At 68.0% G+C, this 14,866-nt stretch carries 15 protein-coding genes; 7 read left to right on the top strand and 8 right to left on the bottom strand.

The annotated features are described in order from the left end of the window. Positions 1-26: 26 nt before the first annotated feature. From F6X38_RS00730 to F6X38_RS00695, 8 genes are all read right to left on the bottom strand, one after another. Entirely contained in the window at positions 27-914 is an 888-nt protein-coding gene (locus F6X38_RS00730; RefSeq protein WP_150967623.1) for a carbohydrate ABC transporter permease, read from the bottom strand. Next, on the bottom strand, positions 911-1,996 hold the full coding sequence (locus F6X38_RS00725; RefSeq protein WP_150967622.1) for an ABC transporter ATP-binding protein: 1,086 nt from the start codon (positions 1,994-1,996) through the stop codon (positions 911-913). The genes F6X38_RS00730 and F6X38_RS00725 overlap by 4 nt, the downstream gene beginning before the upstream one ends. A gap of 12 nt (positions 1,997-2,008) precedes the next feature. Next, entirely contained in the window at positions 2,009-3,091 is a 1,083-nt protein-coding gene (locus F6X38_RS00720; protein WP_150967621.1) for an ABC transporter ATP-binding protein, read from the bottom strand. 67 nt (positions 3,092-3,158) lie between these two features. Beyond that, complete coding sequence (gene glpD / locus F6X38_RS00715) at positions 3,159-4,673, bottom strand: glycerol-3-phosphate dehydrogenase (protein WP_150967620.1); 1,515 nt, start codon at positions 4,671-4,673, stop codon at positions 3,159-3,161. Positions 4,674-4,753: 80 nt separating this feature from the next. Beyond that, complete coding sequence (locus F6X38_RS00710; RefSeq protein ID WP_150967619.1) at positions 4,754-5,545, bottom strand: DeoR/GlpR family DNA-binding transcription regulator; 792 nt, start codon at positions 5,543-5,545, stop codon at positions 4,754-4,756. An 87-nt stretch (positions 5,546-5,632) separates the two neighbouring features. Continuing rightward, positions 5,633-6,796, bottom strand: a complete 1,164-nt coding sequence (gene nagA / locus F6X38_RS00705) for an N-acetylglucosamine-6-phosphate deacetylase (RefSeq protein WP_150967618.1) — start codon at positions 6,794-6,796, stop codon at positions 5,633-5,635. Then, positions 6,796-7,803, bottom strand: coding sequence for an SIS domain-containing protein (locus tag F6X38_RS00700; RefSeq protein ID WP_150967965.1), 1,008 nt, complete (start codon positions 7,801-7,803; stop codon positions 6,796-6,798). The genes nagA and F6X38_RS00700 overlap by 1 nt, the downstream gene beginning before the upstream one ends. A gap of 22 nt (positions 7,804-7,825) precedes the next feature. After that, on the bottom strand, positions 7,826-8,578 hold the full coding sequence (locus tag F6X38_RS00695; RefSeq protein WP_150967617.1) for a GntR family transcriptional regulator: 753 nt from the start codon (positions 8,576-8,578) through the stop codon (positions 7,826-7,828). Between the two features lie 287 nt (positions 8,579-8,865). Here F6X38_RS00695 and F6X38_RS00690 point away from each other — a divergent pair, with 287 nt between their 5' ends. From F6X38_RS00690 to F6X38_RS00660, 7 genes are all read left to right on the top strand, one after another. Continuing rightward, complete coding sequence (locus tag F6X38_RS00690) at positions 8,866-10,146, top strand: ABC transporter substrate-binding protein (protein WP_150967616.1); 1,281 nt, start codon at positions 8,866-8,868, stop codon at positions 10,144-10,146. A 71-nt stretch (positions 10,147-10,217) separates the two neighbouring features. After that, positions 10,218-11,144, top strand: a complete 927-nt coding sequence (locus F6X38_RS00685; protein ID WP_150967615.1) for a carbohydrate ABC transporter permease — start codon at positions 10,218-10,220, stop codon at positions 11,142-11,144. Between the two features lie 10 nt (positions 11,145-11,154). Then, positions 11,155-12,003, top strand: a complete 849-nt coding sequence (locus F6X38_RS00680) for a carbohydrate ABC transporter permease (RefSeq protein ID WP_150967614.1) — start codon at positions 11,155-11,157, stop codon at positions 12,001-12,003. 64 nt (positions 12,004-12,067) lie between these two features. Further along, the gene (locus F6X38_RS00675; protein ID WP_150967613.1) at positions 12,068-12,370 is read left to right on the top strand and encodes a nucleotidyltransferase family protein; all 303 of its coding nucleotides are present in this window, start codon (positions 12,068-12,070) and stop codon (positions 12,368-12,370) included. Further along, positions 12,367-12,720, top strand: coding sequence for a HepT-like ribonuclease domain-containing protein (locus F6X38_RS00670; RefSeq protein ID WP_150967612.1), 354 nt, complete (start codon positions 12,367-12,369; stop codon positions 12,718-12,720). The genes F6X38_RS00675 and F6X38_RS00670 overlap by 4 nt, the downstream gene beginning before the upstream one ends. After that, on the top strand, positions 12,713-13,768 hold the full coding sequence (locus F6X38_RS00665; protein WP_150967611.1) for a Gfo/Idh/MocA family protein: 1,056 nt from the start codon (positions 12,713-12,715) through the stop codon (positions 13,766-13,768). The genes F6X38_RS00670 and F6X38_RS00665 overlap by 8 nt, the downstream gene beginning before the upstream one ends. Beyond that, entirely contained in the window at positions 13,765-14,790 is a 1,026-nt protein-coding gene (locus F6X38_RS00660) for an ABC transporter ATP-binding protein (RefSeq protein ID WP_150967610.1), read from the top strand. Before F6X38_RS00665 ends, F6X38_RS00660 begins: the two co-directional genes overlap by 4 nt. Positions 14,791-14,866: the final 76 nt, after the last annotated feature.

Genomic DNA, 14,866 nt, shown 5'->3' with positions numbered 1-14,866 from the left:
CGGCTGCGGGATGGGTGGCGCTCATCTCAGGCGTCTCCCTTGGAAGCCGGTCGATCGACGCCGGCATTGGTCATCACGGTGTAGAAGACCCACGACAGGAGGAGGATGATCAGGAAGTAGATCAGGCTCATCGCCGCCGCCGGGCCGAGATCGAACTGGCCCACCGCCATCTTCACGAGGTCGATCGACAGGAAGGTCGTGGAGTTGCCCGGTCCGCCGCCCGTCACCACGAAGGGCTCGGTGTAGATCATGAAGCTATCCATGAAGCGGAGCAGCACGGCGATCAGGAGCACGCGGCCCATCTTCGGAAGCTGGATGAAGCGGAACACCGCCCAGCGCGACGCGCCGTCGATCTTCGCCGCCTGGTAGTAGGCGTCGGGGATCGAGACGAGGCCGGCGTAGCAGAGCAGGACGACGAGGCTCGTCCAGTGCCAGACGTCCATCACCACCAGCGTGATCCAGGCGTGGAGCGGGTTCTGCACGTAGTTGTAGGGGATGCCGAGCATCGCCACGCCCCGGCCGAGCAGCCCGATGTCGGTGCGCCCGAACACCTGCCAGATCGTGCCGACGACGTTCCACGGGATGAGGAGCGGCAGCGCCATCAGAACGAGACAGACCGGCACCCAGATGCCCTTCTTCGGCATCGACAAGGCCACGATGATGCCGAGCGGCACCTCGATGGCGAGGATGATCGCGGAGAACAGGAGGTTGCGCCAGAGCGCGTCGTGGAAGCGGTCCGAGGTCATGATCTCGGCGAACCAGCCGATGCCGTACCAGGAGAACTCGTTGTTCCCGAAGGTGTCCTGCACCGAATAGTTCACCACCGTCATCAGCGGGATCACCGCCGAGAAGGCGACGAGCAGCAGGACCGGCAGCACCATGAACCAGGCGCGGTTGTTCAGCGTCTTGTTCATCGGCGCGCCTCCGTTTCGACGAGCCAGGAATCGGCGTAGAGGTTGAGGGCGCGGGCGTCGAAGGCGACGTCCGCTTCGGCCGGCAGCGCCTCGCCTTCCGGCACGACGGATACGATGCGCTGGCCGCCGAGGTCGGCGCGCACGATGCGCTCCGAGCCGACGTCCTCGACCCGGTCGATCCGGACCGGAATGCCGGAGCCGCGCGGCACCAGTTGCACGAATTCCGGCCGGATGCCGAGTTCCGTCCGCGCCGCGCCGCCGGCGTTCGCGATCCCGGCCGGCAACGGCACCCTCGCGCCGGAGACCACGGCCTCGCCGCCCTCGAGCTTGCACGGGATGACGTTCATGCCGGGCGAGCCGATGAAGTAGCCGACGAAGGTGTGGCGCGGCCGCTCGAACAGCTCCTCCGGCGTGCCGATCTGAACGACCTGGCCTTCCGTCATCACCACGACTTTCTCGGCGAAGGTCAGCGCCTCGGTCTGGTCGTGCGTGACGTAGACCATGGTCATGCCGAACTGGCGGTGCAGCGCTTTGAGCTCCGAGCGGAGCTGCCATTTCATGTGCGGATCGATGACGGTCAGCGGTTCGTCGAAGAGGATCGCCGCGACGTCGGAGCGCACCAGTCCGCGGCCGAGCGAGATCTTCTGCTTCTCGTCGGCGGTCAGCCCCTGCGCCTTGCGCTTCGCCTTGGCCTCCAGCCCGAGGCGGCGCAGCATGTCGGACACGCGCCGCTCGATCTCGGCTCTCGCGACGCCCCGGTTCTTCAGGGGAAAGGCGAGGTTCTCGGCGACCGTCATCGTGTCGTAGATCACCGGAAACTGGAAGACCTGTGCGATGTTGCGATCTTCCGGCGACAAGGTGGTCACGTCGCGGTCGCCGAAGCGGATCGTGCCCTCGGACGACGTCAGCAGTCCGGAGATGATGTTGAGGAGTGTCGTCTTCCCGCAGCCGGAAGGCCCCAGCAGCGCGTAGGCGCCGCCGTCCTCGAAGACGTGGTCGACCTCGCGGAGCGCGTAGGTGCCGGCTCTCGCCAGTTCCGGCGTGTAGGCGTGGCGGATACGGTCGAGATGGATGCGCGCCATCGGTCGTCCTCCTCAGGCGGCCAGCGCGGGGGCGGGGGCACCCGCCGCCCGGCCCGCGGCATCGAAGATGAGCATTCCCGCCGGATCGAAATGCAGCGAAACGTCCTCGCCCGGCTCGATGCGCTGGATGCCCGGCACCAGCGCCACCATGCGAGCGCCGCCGATGTCGGCGTGGACGAAGGTCTCCGATCCCGTCACCTCCGAGACCACCGCGGTTCCCCGCAGCGGCACGGTGTTCGGGCGCTCGCCGAGCGACAGGTGGTGCGGCCGGATGCCGGCGCGGTACTCGCCGTCGGGCAGGGCGGCATGGACGCCGCGCGCCGGAATGCTGACGCCGAGCGGCGAGACGAAGGTGCCGCCCTCTTTCGCGACGGCGAGAACGTTCAGCGGCGGATCGGAGAAAGTCGTCGCGGTGACGATGTCGGCCGGCCGGCGATACACTTCGGCGGTCGGGCCGAACTGCGTGATGCGGCCCTTCGAGAGCGTCGCGGTGTTGCCGCCGAGGAGCAGCGCTTCCGTCGGCTCGGTGGTGGCGTAGACGAAGACCGCGCCGGTCTCGGCGAAGATGCGCGGCAGCTCTTCGCGCAGTTCCTCGCGCAGCTTGTAGTCGAGGTTCGCCAGCGGCTCGTCGAGGAGCACGAGGTCGGCGCCCTTGACGAGCGCGCGAGCGAGGGCGGTGCGCTGCTGCTGGCCGCCCGACAGGTTCAGGGGCGTGCGCTGCAGATAGGGTTCGAGCTTCAGGAGCTTCGCCGCCCGTGCCACCGCCGCCTCGATCTCGGCGGCCGGCTTGCCGGCGACGCGCAGCGGCGAGGCGATGTTCTCGTAGACGTTGAGGGCCGGATAGTTGATGAACTGCTGGTAGACCATCGCGACGTTGCGGCGGCGCACCGGCACGCCGGTGACGTCGGTGCCGTCCACGAGGATGCGGCCGCTCGTCGGCTTGTCCAGCCCGGCCATCAGCCGCATCAGCGTCGTCTTGCCGGCGAGCGTCGGCCCGAGCAGGACGTTCAGCGAGCCACGCTCGAGCCGCAGGGAAACGCCGTCGATATGCGTTTCCGCCCCGACCTTCCGCCCCACATCGATTAGTTCCAACATCGAACCCTCCCGAGGTTCGGACAGATCCGCTTGAACCGGGCGGCGCCGCGCGGGCGCGCCCGACGCCTCAGGCCGCGACCGTCCTCCCCGTCGTCATGTTCATCTTTTCGAGATGCGTCTCAAGAGCCTTCGTCTCAGCCGTCGAGAAGCGCAGCCCGAGCTTCGAGCGCCGCCAGAGGACGTCCTCGGCCGAAGACGCCCATTCCTTCTCCACCAGCCAGCGCAACTCGCCCTCCGTCAGGCCGTGGCCGAGGTCGCGGTCGAGCCCGGCCTTGGCGATCGCCAGCGCGTCGCGCCCGTAGGAGCGCACCAGCCGCGCCGCCGTCTTCGCGTCGAGGCTCGAGGCGGCGCTGCGCAGTTCCGCTTCGACGGCGCCTGCGCCCTCTACCGGGAACTCGCCGCCCGGCAGCGGCTCGCCGCCGGTCCAGGGCTTGCCGCGCTTGCCGAGGCGCTCCTCGATCCGCTCCAGCACTTCCTCGGAAAGCTTGCGGTAGGTAGTGATCTTGCCGCCGAAGGCGTTCAGCACCGGTGCTTCGCCGCCGATCGCCTCGCCCTCGACGCGCAGCACGTAGTCGCGCGTCGCTTCCTGCGCCTTCGAGGCGCCGTCGTCGAACAGCGGCCGGACACCCGAGAAGCTCCAGACGATGTCGCTTTCCGTCACCGGGCGCTCGAAGTATTCCGAGGCCGACCGGCAGAGATAGCTCTTCTCTTCCTCGCTGATCGCGACGGCGCCGGGATCGCCCTCGTAGTCGCGGTCGGTGGTGCCGATCAGCGTGAAGTCGTCCTCGTAGGGGATCGCGAAGATGATGCGGTTGTCGGCGTTCTGGAAGATATAGGCCCGGTCGTGCTCGTAGAGCTTTCGCGTCACGATGTGCGAGCCCTGGACGAGGCGGATGTTGCGCGCGTCGTTCCGGCCGAGCGCCCCGCGGATGACGCGGTCGACCCACGGGCCGGAGACGTTGACGAGGAAGCGCGCCGTCACCTCGCGCTCCGCGCCGTTAGCGCGGTGATCGCGAAGCCGGATGCGCCAGACGCCGCTCTCGCGCCGGGCCTCGACCACCTCGGTGCCGACCATCACGTCGGCGCCCCGCATCGCCGCGTCGCGGGCGTTGAGGACGACAAGCCTCGCATCGTCCACCCGGGCGTCGGAATATTCGAAACCACGCGCGAACTCCTTCTTCAGGGGCACGCCGCGCGGATCGCTGGAGAGCTTCACCGTCTCGGTCGCGGGCAGCTTCTTCCGGCCGCCGATATGGTCGTAGAGGAACAGGCCGAGACGCAGCAGCCAGGCCGGCCGCAGCCCCTTCTGGAACGGCAGGATGAAGCGGAGCGGACGGATGATGTGCGGGGCGATGGCCCAGAGCACCTCGCGCTCCATCAGCGATTCGCGCACCAGCCGGAACTCGCGATGCTCAAGGTAACGCAGGCCCCCGTGGATCAGCTTCGTCGACCAGGACGACGTGCCGGAAGCAAGGTCCTTCATCTCCGCAAGGCCGACGGTGAAGCCGCGGCCGGCCGCATCGCGCGCGATGCCGCAGCCGTTGATTCCCCCGCCGATGATGAAGACGTCGAACTGCGTCATCGCTCCGCCCGCTTTCGCATCGCAGCATGGCTGCGCTCCCCGCGAAATCGAAGGAGAGCGTAACGAAAGAAAAACGAAAGTCAACCGAACTCGGCGTGCGCCTGTGCGCTTTCGGCATCGGTCTCGATCAGCCGCACCTCGCCCTCGGTGCAAGCGCGGCGGAACTCTGGGCTCGGGCAGCGGTCGGTGACGAAGGTGTCGATCTCGCGGATGTTGCCGATGCGGACCGAAGCCGTGCGCTCGAACTTCGACGAATCGCTCGCCAGGATCGTATGCCGGGCATTGGCGATGATCGCCTGCGCGACGCGCACCTCGCGATAGTCGTAGTCGAGCAGCGTGCCATCGTGGTCGATGGCGGAAACGCCGATGACGGCGAAGTCGACGCGGAACTGGCGGATGAAGTCCACCGCCGCCTCGCCGACGATGCCGCCGTCCGAGCGCCGGACCGTGCCCCCCGCGATCACCACCTCGATCTCCGGAAAGGGGCGCAGCGTCGTCGCGACGTTGATGTTGTTGGTGACGACCATCAAACCCTGGTGCCGGGAGAGAGCCGTCGCCACCGCCTCGGTGGTGGTGCCGATGTTGATCGTCAGCGACGCGCCGTTCGGCACGAGGTCGGCGACGGCGCGTCCGATCGCCGCCTTCTCGTTCGCCGCGATCAGGCGGCGGGCGTCGTAGTCGACGTTCTCGACGCCGAAGGAGACGACCGCGCCGCCGTGGACGCGCGACAGGAGGCGGCCATCGCAAAGGTCGTTGAGGTCCTTGCGGATGGTTTGGACGCTGACCGAGAAGCGATGCGCGAGGTCGTCGACCTGAACCCGCCCGCTCGTCCGCGCAAGCTCGACGATCTGGCTCTGGCGTTCCGACAGCATGGGCGACCGCTCCCGAGGGGCCCGCTATCGTAATGCGAAACCGTGCGGCGGAAAAGCGAAAGTCGTTCGGTGCGAAAGCGAAACCCGTCAGTGTGGCGGCGCGTGGACTTCCCGTTCCCCGCCGATCCATGTGGATGCGACGCGGTCGTCCGCGTCGATCCAGACGAGGTCGGCGCGGGCGCCGGGGGCGAGGCGGCCCCGCGAGCGGTCATGGAGGAAGTCGGCGGGATAGAGCGAGGCCATACGCAGCGCCTCCTCCATTTCGAGGCCGACGACGTCGCGGAGATACCGCACCGCGCCGATCATGGTGAGGTCGGAGCCGGCGAGCGTGCCGTCCTCCAGCGTCAGGCGGCCGTTGTGGCGCGTCGCACGCCGGCCGTTCAGCTCGAACACGTCGCTGGAAACCCCGACCGTCGGCATGGCGTCGGTGATCGCCAGCACCCGGCCCGGCCCGCGCTTCGCCCGGATCGCCAGCGCGATCGCCGCCGGGTGGACATGGTGCCCGTCGGCGATGATGCCGCAGGAAACTTCGGCCGCCTCCAGCACCGCGCCGACGAGGCCGGGCTCGCGGTGGCCGAACTGGCTCATCGCGTTGAAGAGATGCGTGCCGCAGCTCGCCCCGGCGGCGAAGGCGGCGGATGCGGTGGCGAAGTCCGCGTCGCTGTGACCGATCGAAACGGTGATGCCGGCGGCGACGAGCTGGGTGATCTCGTCCGGCCGGGCGTTCTCGGCCGCGACGGTGAGGAGCAGCGGGCGGACGGCCGTCGCGACCAGCCGTTCGACGTCCTCGTTCTCGAGCCGGCGGATCAGCGCCGGGTCGTGCGCGCCCTTTCGCGCCACCGACAGGAAGGGCCCCTCGACATGGATGCCGATGCAGCCGGGCACCCCTTGCCGCATCGCCTCGCCGACGGCCTCGATCGCGGCATAGGTGACTTCCGGCCGGTCGGTGATGACGGTCGGCAGCAGCGCCGTCGAGCCGTAGGGCCGGTGCGCCGCGCAGATGGCGCGGACGCCTTCCACGGTCGGCGTCTCGTTGAGAAGGACGCCGCCGCCGCCGTTCACCTGGATGTCGACGAAGCCGGGGGCCAGCAGGCCGCCGTCGAGGCGGACGCGGGCCACGTCCCAGGGCACGTCGGCGAGGTCGACGATCGCCTCGATGCGCCCTTCGCCGATCAGCAGGGCGCGGTCGTCCCGCGTCGTCTCGCCATCGAAGATCGCAGCTCCGACCAGCGCGGAACGGGTGGCAGCCATCAGAGCGTCTCCGTCACCTTCTTCAGGCCGCGCGGGTTGTCCGGATCGTGGCCGCGCCCGCGCGACAGCGCCTCGGCGAACCGGTAGAACGACAGGATCATCGATACGGGTTCCGTCAGCGGGTGCCCGGTCGCCGCGTGCGGCAGAACGGTTCCGACCGGGCTCTCGCCGATCGCGAACAGCGCCGCTCCCTGATCGGCAAGCCGCCGGCAAAGGTCCTGCATGCCGGGGCGGCTCGCGTCGTCCGGTAGGAAGGCGAAGGCGGGAAAGCCGGCTTCCACCAGCGAGACCGGCCCGTGGATCAGTTCCGCGCCGGAGAAGCATTCGGCGTGGAGGATCGAGGTCTCCTTGAACTTCAGCGCCGCTTCCGCCGCGATCGCGAAGCCGGGGCCGCGCCCGACCGTGTAGAGCGAACTCGCCGCGCGGCACGGCTCCAGCGCCGCCGACCAATCGGCCTCCAGCGCGCGGGCGAGGTGGCCGGGAAGGGCATCGAGGGCGGCCGCGAGCGCCGCATCCTCGATCCAGTGCGCGAGGATCGCCAGCGCCGCCACGGCGGAGGCGACGAAGCTCTTCGTCGCCGCCACGCTCTTCTCCGGGCCCGCCTCCAGCGCGATCTCGCGGCCGGCCACCTGTCCCAGCGCCGAGCCCGGCGCGTTGACGAGCGCGATCGTCTCCGCTCCGGCTTCCCGCACGGCCTTCAGGAGCGCCACGATGTCCGGGCTTTGGCCGGACTGCGACACGGCGAGCGCTGCCGCTCCCTTCAGCCGAAGCGGAGCGCGGTAGACGGAGGCGAGCGAGGGGCCGAGCGAGGCGACGGGCACGCCGGCCATGATCTCGGTCGCGTACTTGAAGAAGGTCGCGGCGTGGTCCGAAGAGCCGCGCGCGACCGTCGCCACCACCGGCGGCCCGAGCCGGCGCAGGAATGTGCCGGCTTCCCGGAGTTCCGGCCCGGAGCGCTCGAGCAGCCGGGCGACGGCGGCGGGTGCCTCGGCGATCTCGCGATGCATGAGGGAGGTTTCGGTCAAGGGGTCAGCTCCGCTGGGACAGCGACAGTTCAGCGACGAAGTCGTAGGCGTCGCCCCGATAGAGGGAATGGGTCAGCTCGACAGGGCGCCCGCCTTCGTCGAAGGCGACGCGCGTCATGGCGAGCGCGGCGGTAGCTTCGGGAAGGCCGAGCAACTCGGCGTCATCGCTCCCGAGATTCGCCGCGCTGATCCGCTGCAGCGCCCGGACGGGACGGTGGCCGAGAGTGCCCATCACCTCGTAGAGCGAGCCCGACACGATGCCGGGATCTGAGAGGATCGAGGCCGGCACGCAGGTGCGCTCCACCACGATCGGCATGGCGTCGGCGCGCCGGACGCGGGCGAGGCGCGCCACCTCTTCTCCCGGCGAAAGCGCCAGTCGCAGCGCCTCTTCCGGCGTCACGCGCCCGACGGAGCGGTCGAGCCATTGCGAGCTCGTCCCATGGCCGCGCGCCCGCATGTCCTCCGTGAACGAGGTGAGGTGCGACAGGCCCTGCTGGAACTTGCGCTGCGGTGCGGACACGAAGGTGCCGGAGCCGTGCCGCTGCTCGATCAGCCCTTCCGAGACGAGCCCCTCTAGCGCCTTGCGGACGGTGACGCGCGACACGCCGACGCTCGCCGCGAGTTCCCGCTCGGCCGGCAGCGCTTCCAGCGGCTTCAACTCGCCGTCGAGCACCGCCTTCCGGATCCGGGCCTGAAGCCGGAGATAGAGCGGGCCTCCTTCCGAAAGGAAGCTGTCCGGATGGAACAGGGCATCCATGGGTTCTTCGAAGGCTCCGCCGCCGCGGTCGATGCATCGGATAGATACCAAAGCAGACCATTTGGCAAGCGAGCTCGTGCCGGGTCGTGCTGGAATCAGCTGGCGCAGCGTCGAAGCTCCCAAAAGCGCCCTTCATCAGGATGTTGCGGTTGTCGGTTTGGGAGCGAAGCGCTTTTCTCATCGCCGCCGCTTGCGGAATGGTTTTGTTTTGGTAATGCTCCGGCCTCGTGGCGCACCGAATCGCGCCGCGCCCGTTTCAGATGGCCCAACCCGGCGAGGACCGCACGATGACGAGACAATTCCTGACCGTTTCGATCAGCCTGGCGGCACTCGCCGCCGCGACGGCCGCGCGAGCCGATACGACGCTGACGATCGAGAGCTGGCGCAACGACGACCTCGCCACCTGGCAGGAGCAGATCATCCCCGCCTTCGAGAAGGAGCACCCGGACATCAAGGTGGTGTTCTCGCCCTCCGCGCCGACCGAATACGACGCGGCGCTCGGCGCCAAGCTCGATGCCGGCTCCGCCGGCGACCTCATCGCCTGCCGCCCCTTCGACAAGTCGCTGCAGCTTTTCCAGAAGAAGCAGCTCACCGATCTTTCGAAGCTCTCCGGCATGGAGAACTTCAGCGCCATCTCGAAGACCGCCTGGTCGACCGACGACGGCTCGCAGACCTTCTGCGTGCCGATGGCCGCCGTCTTGCACGGCTTCATGTACAACGAGACCGCCTTCCAGGAACTCGGTATCCAAGTGCCAAAGACCGAGGACGAGTTCTTCGCCGCGCTCGACAAGATCAAGGCCGACGGGCGCTACGTGCCGATGGCGATGGGCACCAAGGACCAGTGGGAAGCCGCGACCATGGGCTACCAGAACATCGGCCCGAACTACTGGAAGGGCGAGGACGGCCGTAAGGCGCTGATCGAGGGCAAGGAGAAGCTCACCGACGCGGCGTGGACGAAGCCCTACGAGACGCTCGCCAAGTGGAACGGCTATCTCGGCGACGGCTTCGAGGCGCAGACCTATCCCGACAGCCAGAACCTCTTCACGCTCGGCCGCGCCGCGATCTATCCGGCCGGCTCCTGGGAGATCGCGACCTTCGAGAAGCAGGCCGACTTCAAGATCGGCGCCTTCAAGCCCCCGGTCCAAAAGGCGGGCGACACCTGCTACATCTCCGACCATCCGGACATCGCGCTCGGCCTCAACGCCGCGAGCCCGAACAAGGCAGCGGCGGAGACCTTCCTGTCCTGGGTGGCGAGCCCGGCCTTCGCCGACATCTACGGCAACGCGCTGCCGGGCTTCTTCCCGCTGAACGAGAAGCCGATCGAATTGAAGAACGACCTCGCCAAGGAGATCGTCGGCTGGCGCAACGACTGCCAGCGCACGATCCGCTCGACCTACCAGATCCTGTCGCGCGGCACGCCGAACCTCGAGAACGAGACCTGGACCGAGTCGGCCAACGTCATCAACAAGTCGGAAACGCCGGAACAGGCGGCGGAAAAGCTGCAGAAGGGCCTCGACGCCTGGTACAAGCCGGGCCAGCCGACGCCGGTCGCCGCCCCCGCCAAGTAAGCTGCATGGCGGCGCGGCGGCCTTCGGGCAGCCGCGCCGCCGATGTTTCGTTCCACCGGCGAGTTCCCGTCATGACTGAGGCTCGACAGATCGCGAAGGCCCGGCGGCGGACGCGGTGGCACATCGCCGTCTTTCTCCTGCCGGCGCTCGTCGTCTACACGGCGATCATGATCGTGCCGCTCGCCGAGACGCTGCGCCTGTCGCTCGACCGCGGCGCGGAGTTCGTCGGCCTCGACAATTTCCGAACGCTGTTCGGCGACCCGCGCTGGTCGGACGGCTTCTGGAACGCGCTCCGGAACAACACGGTCTTCTTTCTGATCCACATGGCTGTTCAGAACCCGCTCGGCATCGCGCTGGCGGCCCTGATGGCCGTGCCGCGCCTCCGGGGCGTCGTTCTCTATCGGACGGCGATCTACCTGCCGACCATCCTCTCCTTCGTCATCGTCGGCTTCATCTGGAAGCTGATCCTGTCGCCGCTCTGGGGCATCGCGCCCTCCGCGCTCGACCTCGTCGGCCTGAAGTTCCTGTTCGCGCCCTGGCTCGGCCGGGAAGGGAGCGCCCTCGTCGCCGTCTCGCTCGTCTCGGTCTGGCAGAACGTCGGCATCCCGATGATGCTGATTTACGCCGCGCTGATCACCATCCCCGACGACGTGATCGAGGCCGCCGAATGCGACGGCGTCACCGGCTTCGCGCAGTTCTGGCGCATCAAGCTGCCGCTGATCCTGCCGGCGATCGGCCTCGTCTCGGTGCTGACCTTCGTCGGCAATTTCAACGCCTTCGACCTCGTCTATTCGATGCAAGGGGCGCTCGCCGGGCCGAACGCCTCCACCGACATCCTCGGCACCTTCCTCTACCGCACCTTCTTCGGCTTCCAGCTGCAGCAGGGCGACCGCAACATGGGGGCGACGGTCGCGACGGCGATGTTCGCCATCGTGCTGGGGGGCGTTTCCTTCTATCTCTTCGTCGTGCAGCGGCGCATCCGCCGCTACCAGATGTGAGAAGGGCGCGATGACAACGAAATCCGCGTCCCGAGAGAATCCGTTCCGGCTCGGTCTCGTGCATCTGGCGCTTGGGCTCTACACGCTGGTGGCGCTGGTGCCGGTGGTCGTCGTCGTCATGAACTCGTTCAAGACGCGCCGCGCGATCTTCGCGAGCCCCGTCCTGCCGCCACTGCCGGATTCGGCGAGCCTCGCCGGCTACCGCACCGTCGTCGCGCAGGGCGACTTCCTGCTCTACTTCCAGAACAGCCTGATCGTGACGGTGGTGACGCTGTTCCTCGTCCTCCTGTTCGGCGCGATGGCGGCCTTCGCCCTGTCGGAATACCGCTTCCGCGGCAACGCAGCTCTCGGCCTGTTCCTGGCGCTCGGCATCATGATCCCGATCCGGCTCGGCACCGTCGCGATCCTCGAAATGATGGTGGCGGCGGGGCTCGTGAACACGCTGACCGCGCTGATCCTCGTCTACACGGCGCAGGGGCTGCCGCTCTGCGTCTTCATCCTCTCGGAGTTCATGCGGAGCGTCTCCGACGACCTGAAGAACGCGGCCCGCGTCGACGGCCTGTCGGAATACCGCATCTTCTTCGTCCTCGTCCTGCCGCTGGTGCGGCCGGCGATGGCGACGGTCGCGGTATTCACCATGATCCCGATCTGGAACGATCTCTGGTTCCCGCTGGTGCTGGCCCCCGCCGAGCGGACGAAGACCGTGACGCTCGGCGCGCAGCTCTTCCTCGGCCAGTTCGTGACGAACTGGGAGGCGGTGCTCGCCGCCCTTTCGCTCGCGATCCTCCCCGTCCTCGTGCTCTACGTCCTGTTCTCGCGCCAGCTCATCCGCGGCATCACGGCGGGGGCGGTGAAGTGAGGCCTCGTCCAAGCGCTGATCCGCTACCCTTGCCTGATGGCTGCGTAACCCCGGAGCATCGGACATGAGCCATAGGCAGTTGCCCTCCACGACCCTGAAGAAGAATATCGACGCGGTTCGCGCGATCATTGCCCGTTATCCCGTCAGCAATCCCCGCTTGTTCGGTTCGCTGGCGCGAGGCGAGGAAAGAAGCGACAGCGACATCGACATCCTCGTCGATAAGGGGGAGGGGCTGACGTACTTCGGGCTCGGAGGTCTTTCGATCGAACTGGAGGAACTGCTCGGAGCCAGGGTCGACATCGTGCTTTCCAACACTTTGCGCGACCATGTCCGACCAAGCGTCCTGCGGGATGCACGACCGCTTTGACCGAGAAGGACGATTCCCGCCCCTATCTTCGCGATATCCTCACATGGGGTGGGAGACTCGCGGCCCACGTCGCGGGATCGACGCAGGACGCTTTCTTACGGGACGACCAAAAGCAGGATGCGGTTCTCTATTGCTTGACCGTGATCGGCGAAGCGTCCGGTCAAGTGCTGAAGCGAAGTCCGGGCTTGAGTGCGCAAGCCGCCGGTTTCGATCTGAAACAGGCCCACCGAATGCGGAACGTCGCCGCCCACGGCTATTCGTCGGTCGACTACGGCACGGTTTGGGAAACGGCCGTTCGCGACGTTCCCCGCCTTGTCGAACATGCCCGCAGGTTGCATCTCGATGACTGAACCGCTCACCGTCTTCGTCGCCGGCCTCGGCCAGATGGGTCGCTCCCACGCGCTCGCCTACCACGCCGATCCGGGATTCCGCATTGTCGGCCTCCACAACCGCTCGCCGGCGAAGGACCTGCCAGAAGCGCTGCGTTCCTACCCGATGCTGGACAGCTTCGAGGCCGGCCTCGTGCTGAAGCCGGACCTCGTCTGCGTCGCCACCTATACGAACAGCCATGCCGACTATGCGATCCGCGCGATGGAAGCCGGCGCGCACGTCTTCGTCGAGAAGCCGCTCGCCGCGACGGTCGCCGATGCGCGCCGCATCGTCGATGCCGCCCGGCGTACGAACCGCAAGCTCGTCGTCGGCTACGTCCTGCGCCATCATCCGTCCTGGGAGCTCTTCATCGCGAAGGCCCGCGAACTCGGGCCGCCTTACGTCTTCCGCCTGAACCTCAATCAGCAATCGGCGGGCGCGGCCTGGGAGATTCACAAGCGCCTCCTCGAGACCACCTCGCCGGTGGTGGATTGCGGGGTCCACTACATCGACGTCATGTGCCAGATCACCGACGCGGCTCCCGTCGAGGTGCGCGGCATGGGCGTGCGCCTCGGCCACGAGATCGCGGAGACCCAAGTGAACTACGGCCACCTGCAGGTGCTCTTCGCCGATGGCTCGGTCGGCTGGTACGAGGCCGGCTGGGGCCCGATGATCTCCGAAACCGCGTTCTTCGTGAAGGACGTGATGAGCCCCAAGGGCGCCGTCTCGATCGTCATGGACGAGGGCGCGTCCTCCGCCGACATCGGCACGCACACGAAGACGGCGCGCATCCGCGTCCACCACGCGGCGACGGGGGCGGACGGCGCGTTCGCGCGAGGCGACGAATGGGTCTCGACCGCCGACGAACCGGACCATCAGGCGCTATGCGAGCGCGAGCAGCGCTTCGTGCTCGACGCGATCAGACAGGACCACGACCTCGCGCGCCACAACGAGGATGCGGTCAGAAGTCTCGCCGTGGTGCTGGCGGCGGACGAGAGCATGCGCGAAGGAAGGATCGTCCGCCTATGAAAGCCAAGGCTTCGGAACCCGCGCTGCGGCTCCGGGACATCGTCAAGACCTTCGGCAAAGTCGAAGTGCTGCGCGGCATCGATCTCGAGGTCGGGCGGGGCGAGTTCGTGGTGTTCGTCGGGCCGTCCGGCTGCGGCAAGTCCACGCTACTCCGGATCATCGCCGGGCTCGACGACCAGACCTCCGGCACGATCGAGATCGGCGGCCGGCGCGTCGACGGCGTCGAGCCGGCGCGGCGCGGCATCGCCATGGTGTTCCAGTCCTACGCGCTCTACCCGCACCTCACCGTCGGCGGCAACATGGGGCTTGCCCTCCGCCAGGAGGGGATGCGCAAGGCCGAGATCGACGGCCGCGTGTCGAAGGCGGCCGGCCTCCTGCAGCTCGCGCATCTGCTCGAGCGCCGGCCGGCGGAGCTTTCCGGCGGCCAGCGTCAGCGCGTCGCCATCGGCCGCGCCATCGTGCGCGATCCGGAACTCTTCCTCTTCGACGAGCCGCTGTCGAACCTCGACGCGGCGCTTCGCGTCAACACGCGGATCGAGATCGCGCGCCTCCACCGCGAGCTCGGCGCCTCGATGATCTACGTCACGCACGACCAGATCGAGGCGATGACGCTCGCCGACCGGATCGTCGTCCTGAACGGCGGCATCGTCGAGCAGGTCGGCCGGCCGATCGACCTCTACAACAAGCCGGCGAACCTCTTCGTCGCCGGCTTCATCGGCTCGCCGAAGATGAACTTCCTGACGGGTGCGGCGGCCGCGCCGTTCGATGCGCCGACGATCGGCATCCGGCCGGAGCACCTGCGCCTCGCCGCCGAGGACGAGGACCATTGGGGCGGCCAGGTCCGCCATGTCGAGCATCTCGGCTCCGACACCTACGTCTATGTCGGTCTCGGCGAGGGCGAGGAACTGACGGTGCGGCTGCCCGGCGAGCAACCGGTCGGGATCGGCGAGACCGTGCGCCTCACCCCGGAGAAGGGCAGGGTGCACCGCTTCTACGCCACCGGCGCGGCGATGCAGTCCTGACGGAAAGACGGCGAGCAGAGCGCAACGCCGTCTTAACGCGCGCCGGGTCATTATGGGAGAGGCACTTCCCGACCCC

The sequence above is a fragment of the Plantimonas leprariae genome (assembly GCF_008802405.1).
In the GTDB taxonomy this organism is placed as follows: Bacteria; Pseudomonadota; Alphaproteobacteria; order Rhizobiales; family Rhizobiaceae; genus Plantimonas; species Plantimonas leprariae.
Note: the sequence above shows the minus strand (reverse complement) of the source record. Positions and strands in the feature narration are given on the sequence as shown.

Excerpts from the sequence above, each read along its gene's own strand:
- F6X38_RS00730 (WP_150967623.1), bottom strand. The coding sequence starts at position 914 with ATGAACAAGACGCTGAACAACCGCGCCTGGTTCATGGTGCTGCCGGTC.
- F6X38_RS00725 (WP_150967622.1), bottom strand. The coding sequence starts at position 1,996 with ATGGCGCGCATCCATCTCGACCGTATCCGCCACGCCTACACGCCGGAA.
- F6X38_RS00720 (WP_150967621.1), bottom strand. The coding sequence starts at position 3,091 with ATGTTGGAACTAATCGATGTGGGGCGGAAGGTCGGGGCGGAAACGCAT.
- glpD (WP_150967620.1), bottom strand. The coding sequence starts at position 4,673 with ATGACGCAGTTCGACGTCTTCATCATCGGCGGGGGAATCAACGGCTGC.
- F6X38_RS00710 (WP_150967619.1), bottom strand. The coding sequence starts at position 5,545 with ATGCTGTCGGAACGCCAGAGCCAGATCGTCGAGCTTGCGCGGACGAGC.
- nagA (WP_150967618.1), bottom strand. The coding sequence starts at position 6,796 with ATGGCTGCCACCCGTTCCGCGCTGGTCGGAGCTGCGATCTTCGATGGC.
- F6X38_RS00700 (WP_150967965.1), bottom strand. The coding sequence starts at position 7,803 with ATGCATCGCGAGATCGCCGAGGCACCCGCCGCCGTCGCCCGGCTGCTC.
- F6X38_RS00695 (WP_150967617.1), bottom strand. The coding sequence starts at position 8,578 with ATGGATGCCCTGTTCCATCCGGACAGCTTCCTTTCGGAAGGAGGCCCG.
- F6X38_RS00690 (WP_150967616.1), top strand. The coding sequence starts at position 8,866 with ATGACGAGACAATTCCTGACCGTTTCGATCAGCCTGGCGGCACTCGCC.
- F6X38_RS00685 (WP_150967615.1), top strand. The coding sequence starts at position 10,218 with ATGACTGAGGCTCGACAGATCGCGAAGGCCCGGCGGCGGACGCGGTGG.
- F6X38_RS00680 (WP_150967614.1), top strand. The coding sequence starts at position 11,155 with ATGACAACGAAATCCGCGTCCCGAGAGAATCCGTTCCGGCTCGGTCTC.
- F6X38_RS00675 (WP_150967613.1), top strand. The coding sequence starts at position 12,068 with ATGAGCCATAGGCAGTTGCCCTCCACGACCCTGAAGAAGAATATCGAC.
- F6X38_RS00665 (WP_150967611.1), top strand. The coding sequence starts at position 12,713 with ATGACTGAACCGCTCACCGTCTTCGTCGCCGGCCTCGGCCAGATGGGT.
- F6X38_RS00660 (WP_150967610.1), top strand. The coding sequence starts at position 13,765 with ATGAAAGCCAAGGCTTCGGAACCCGCGCTGCGGCTCCGGGACATCGTC.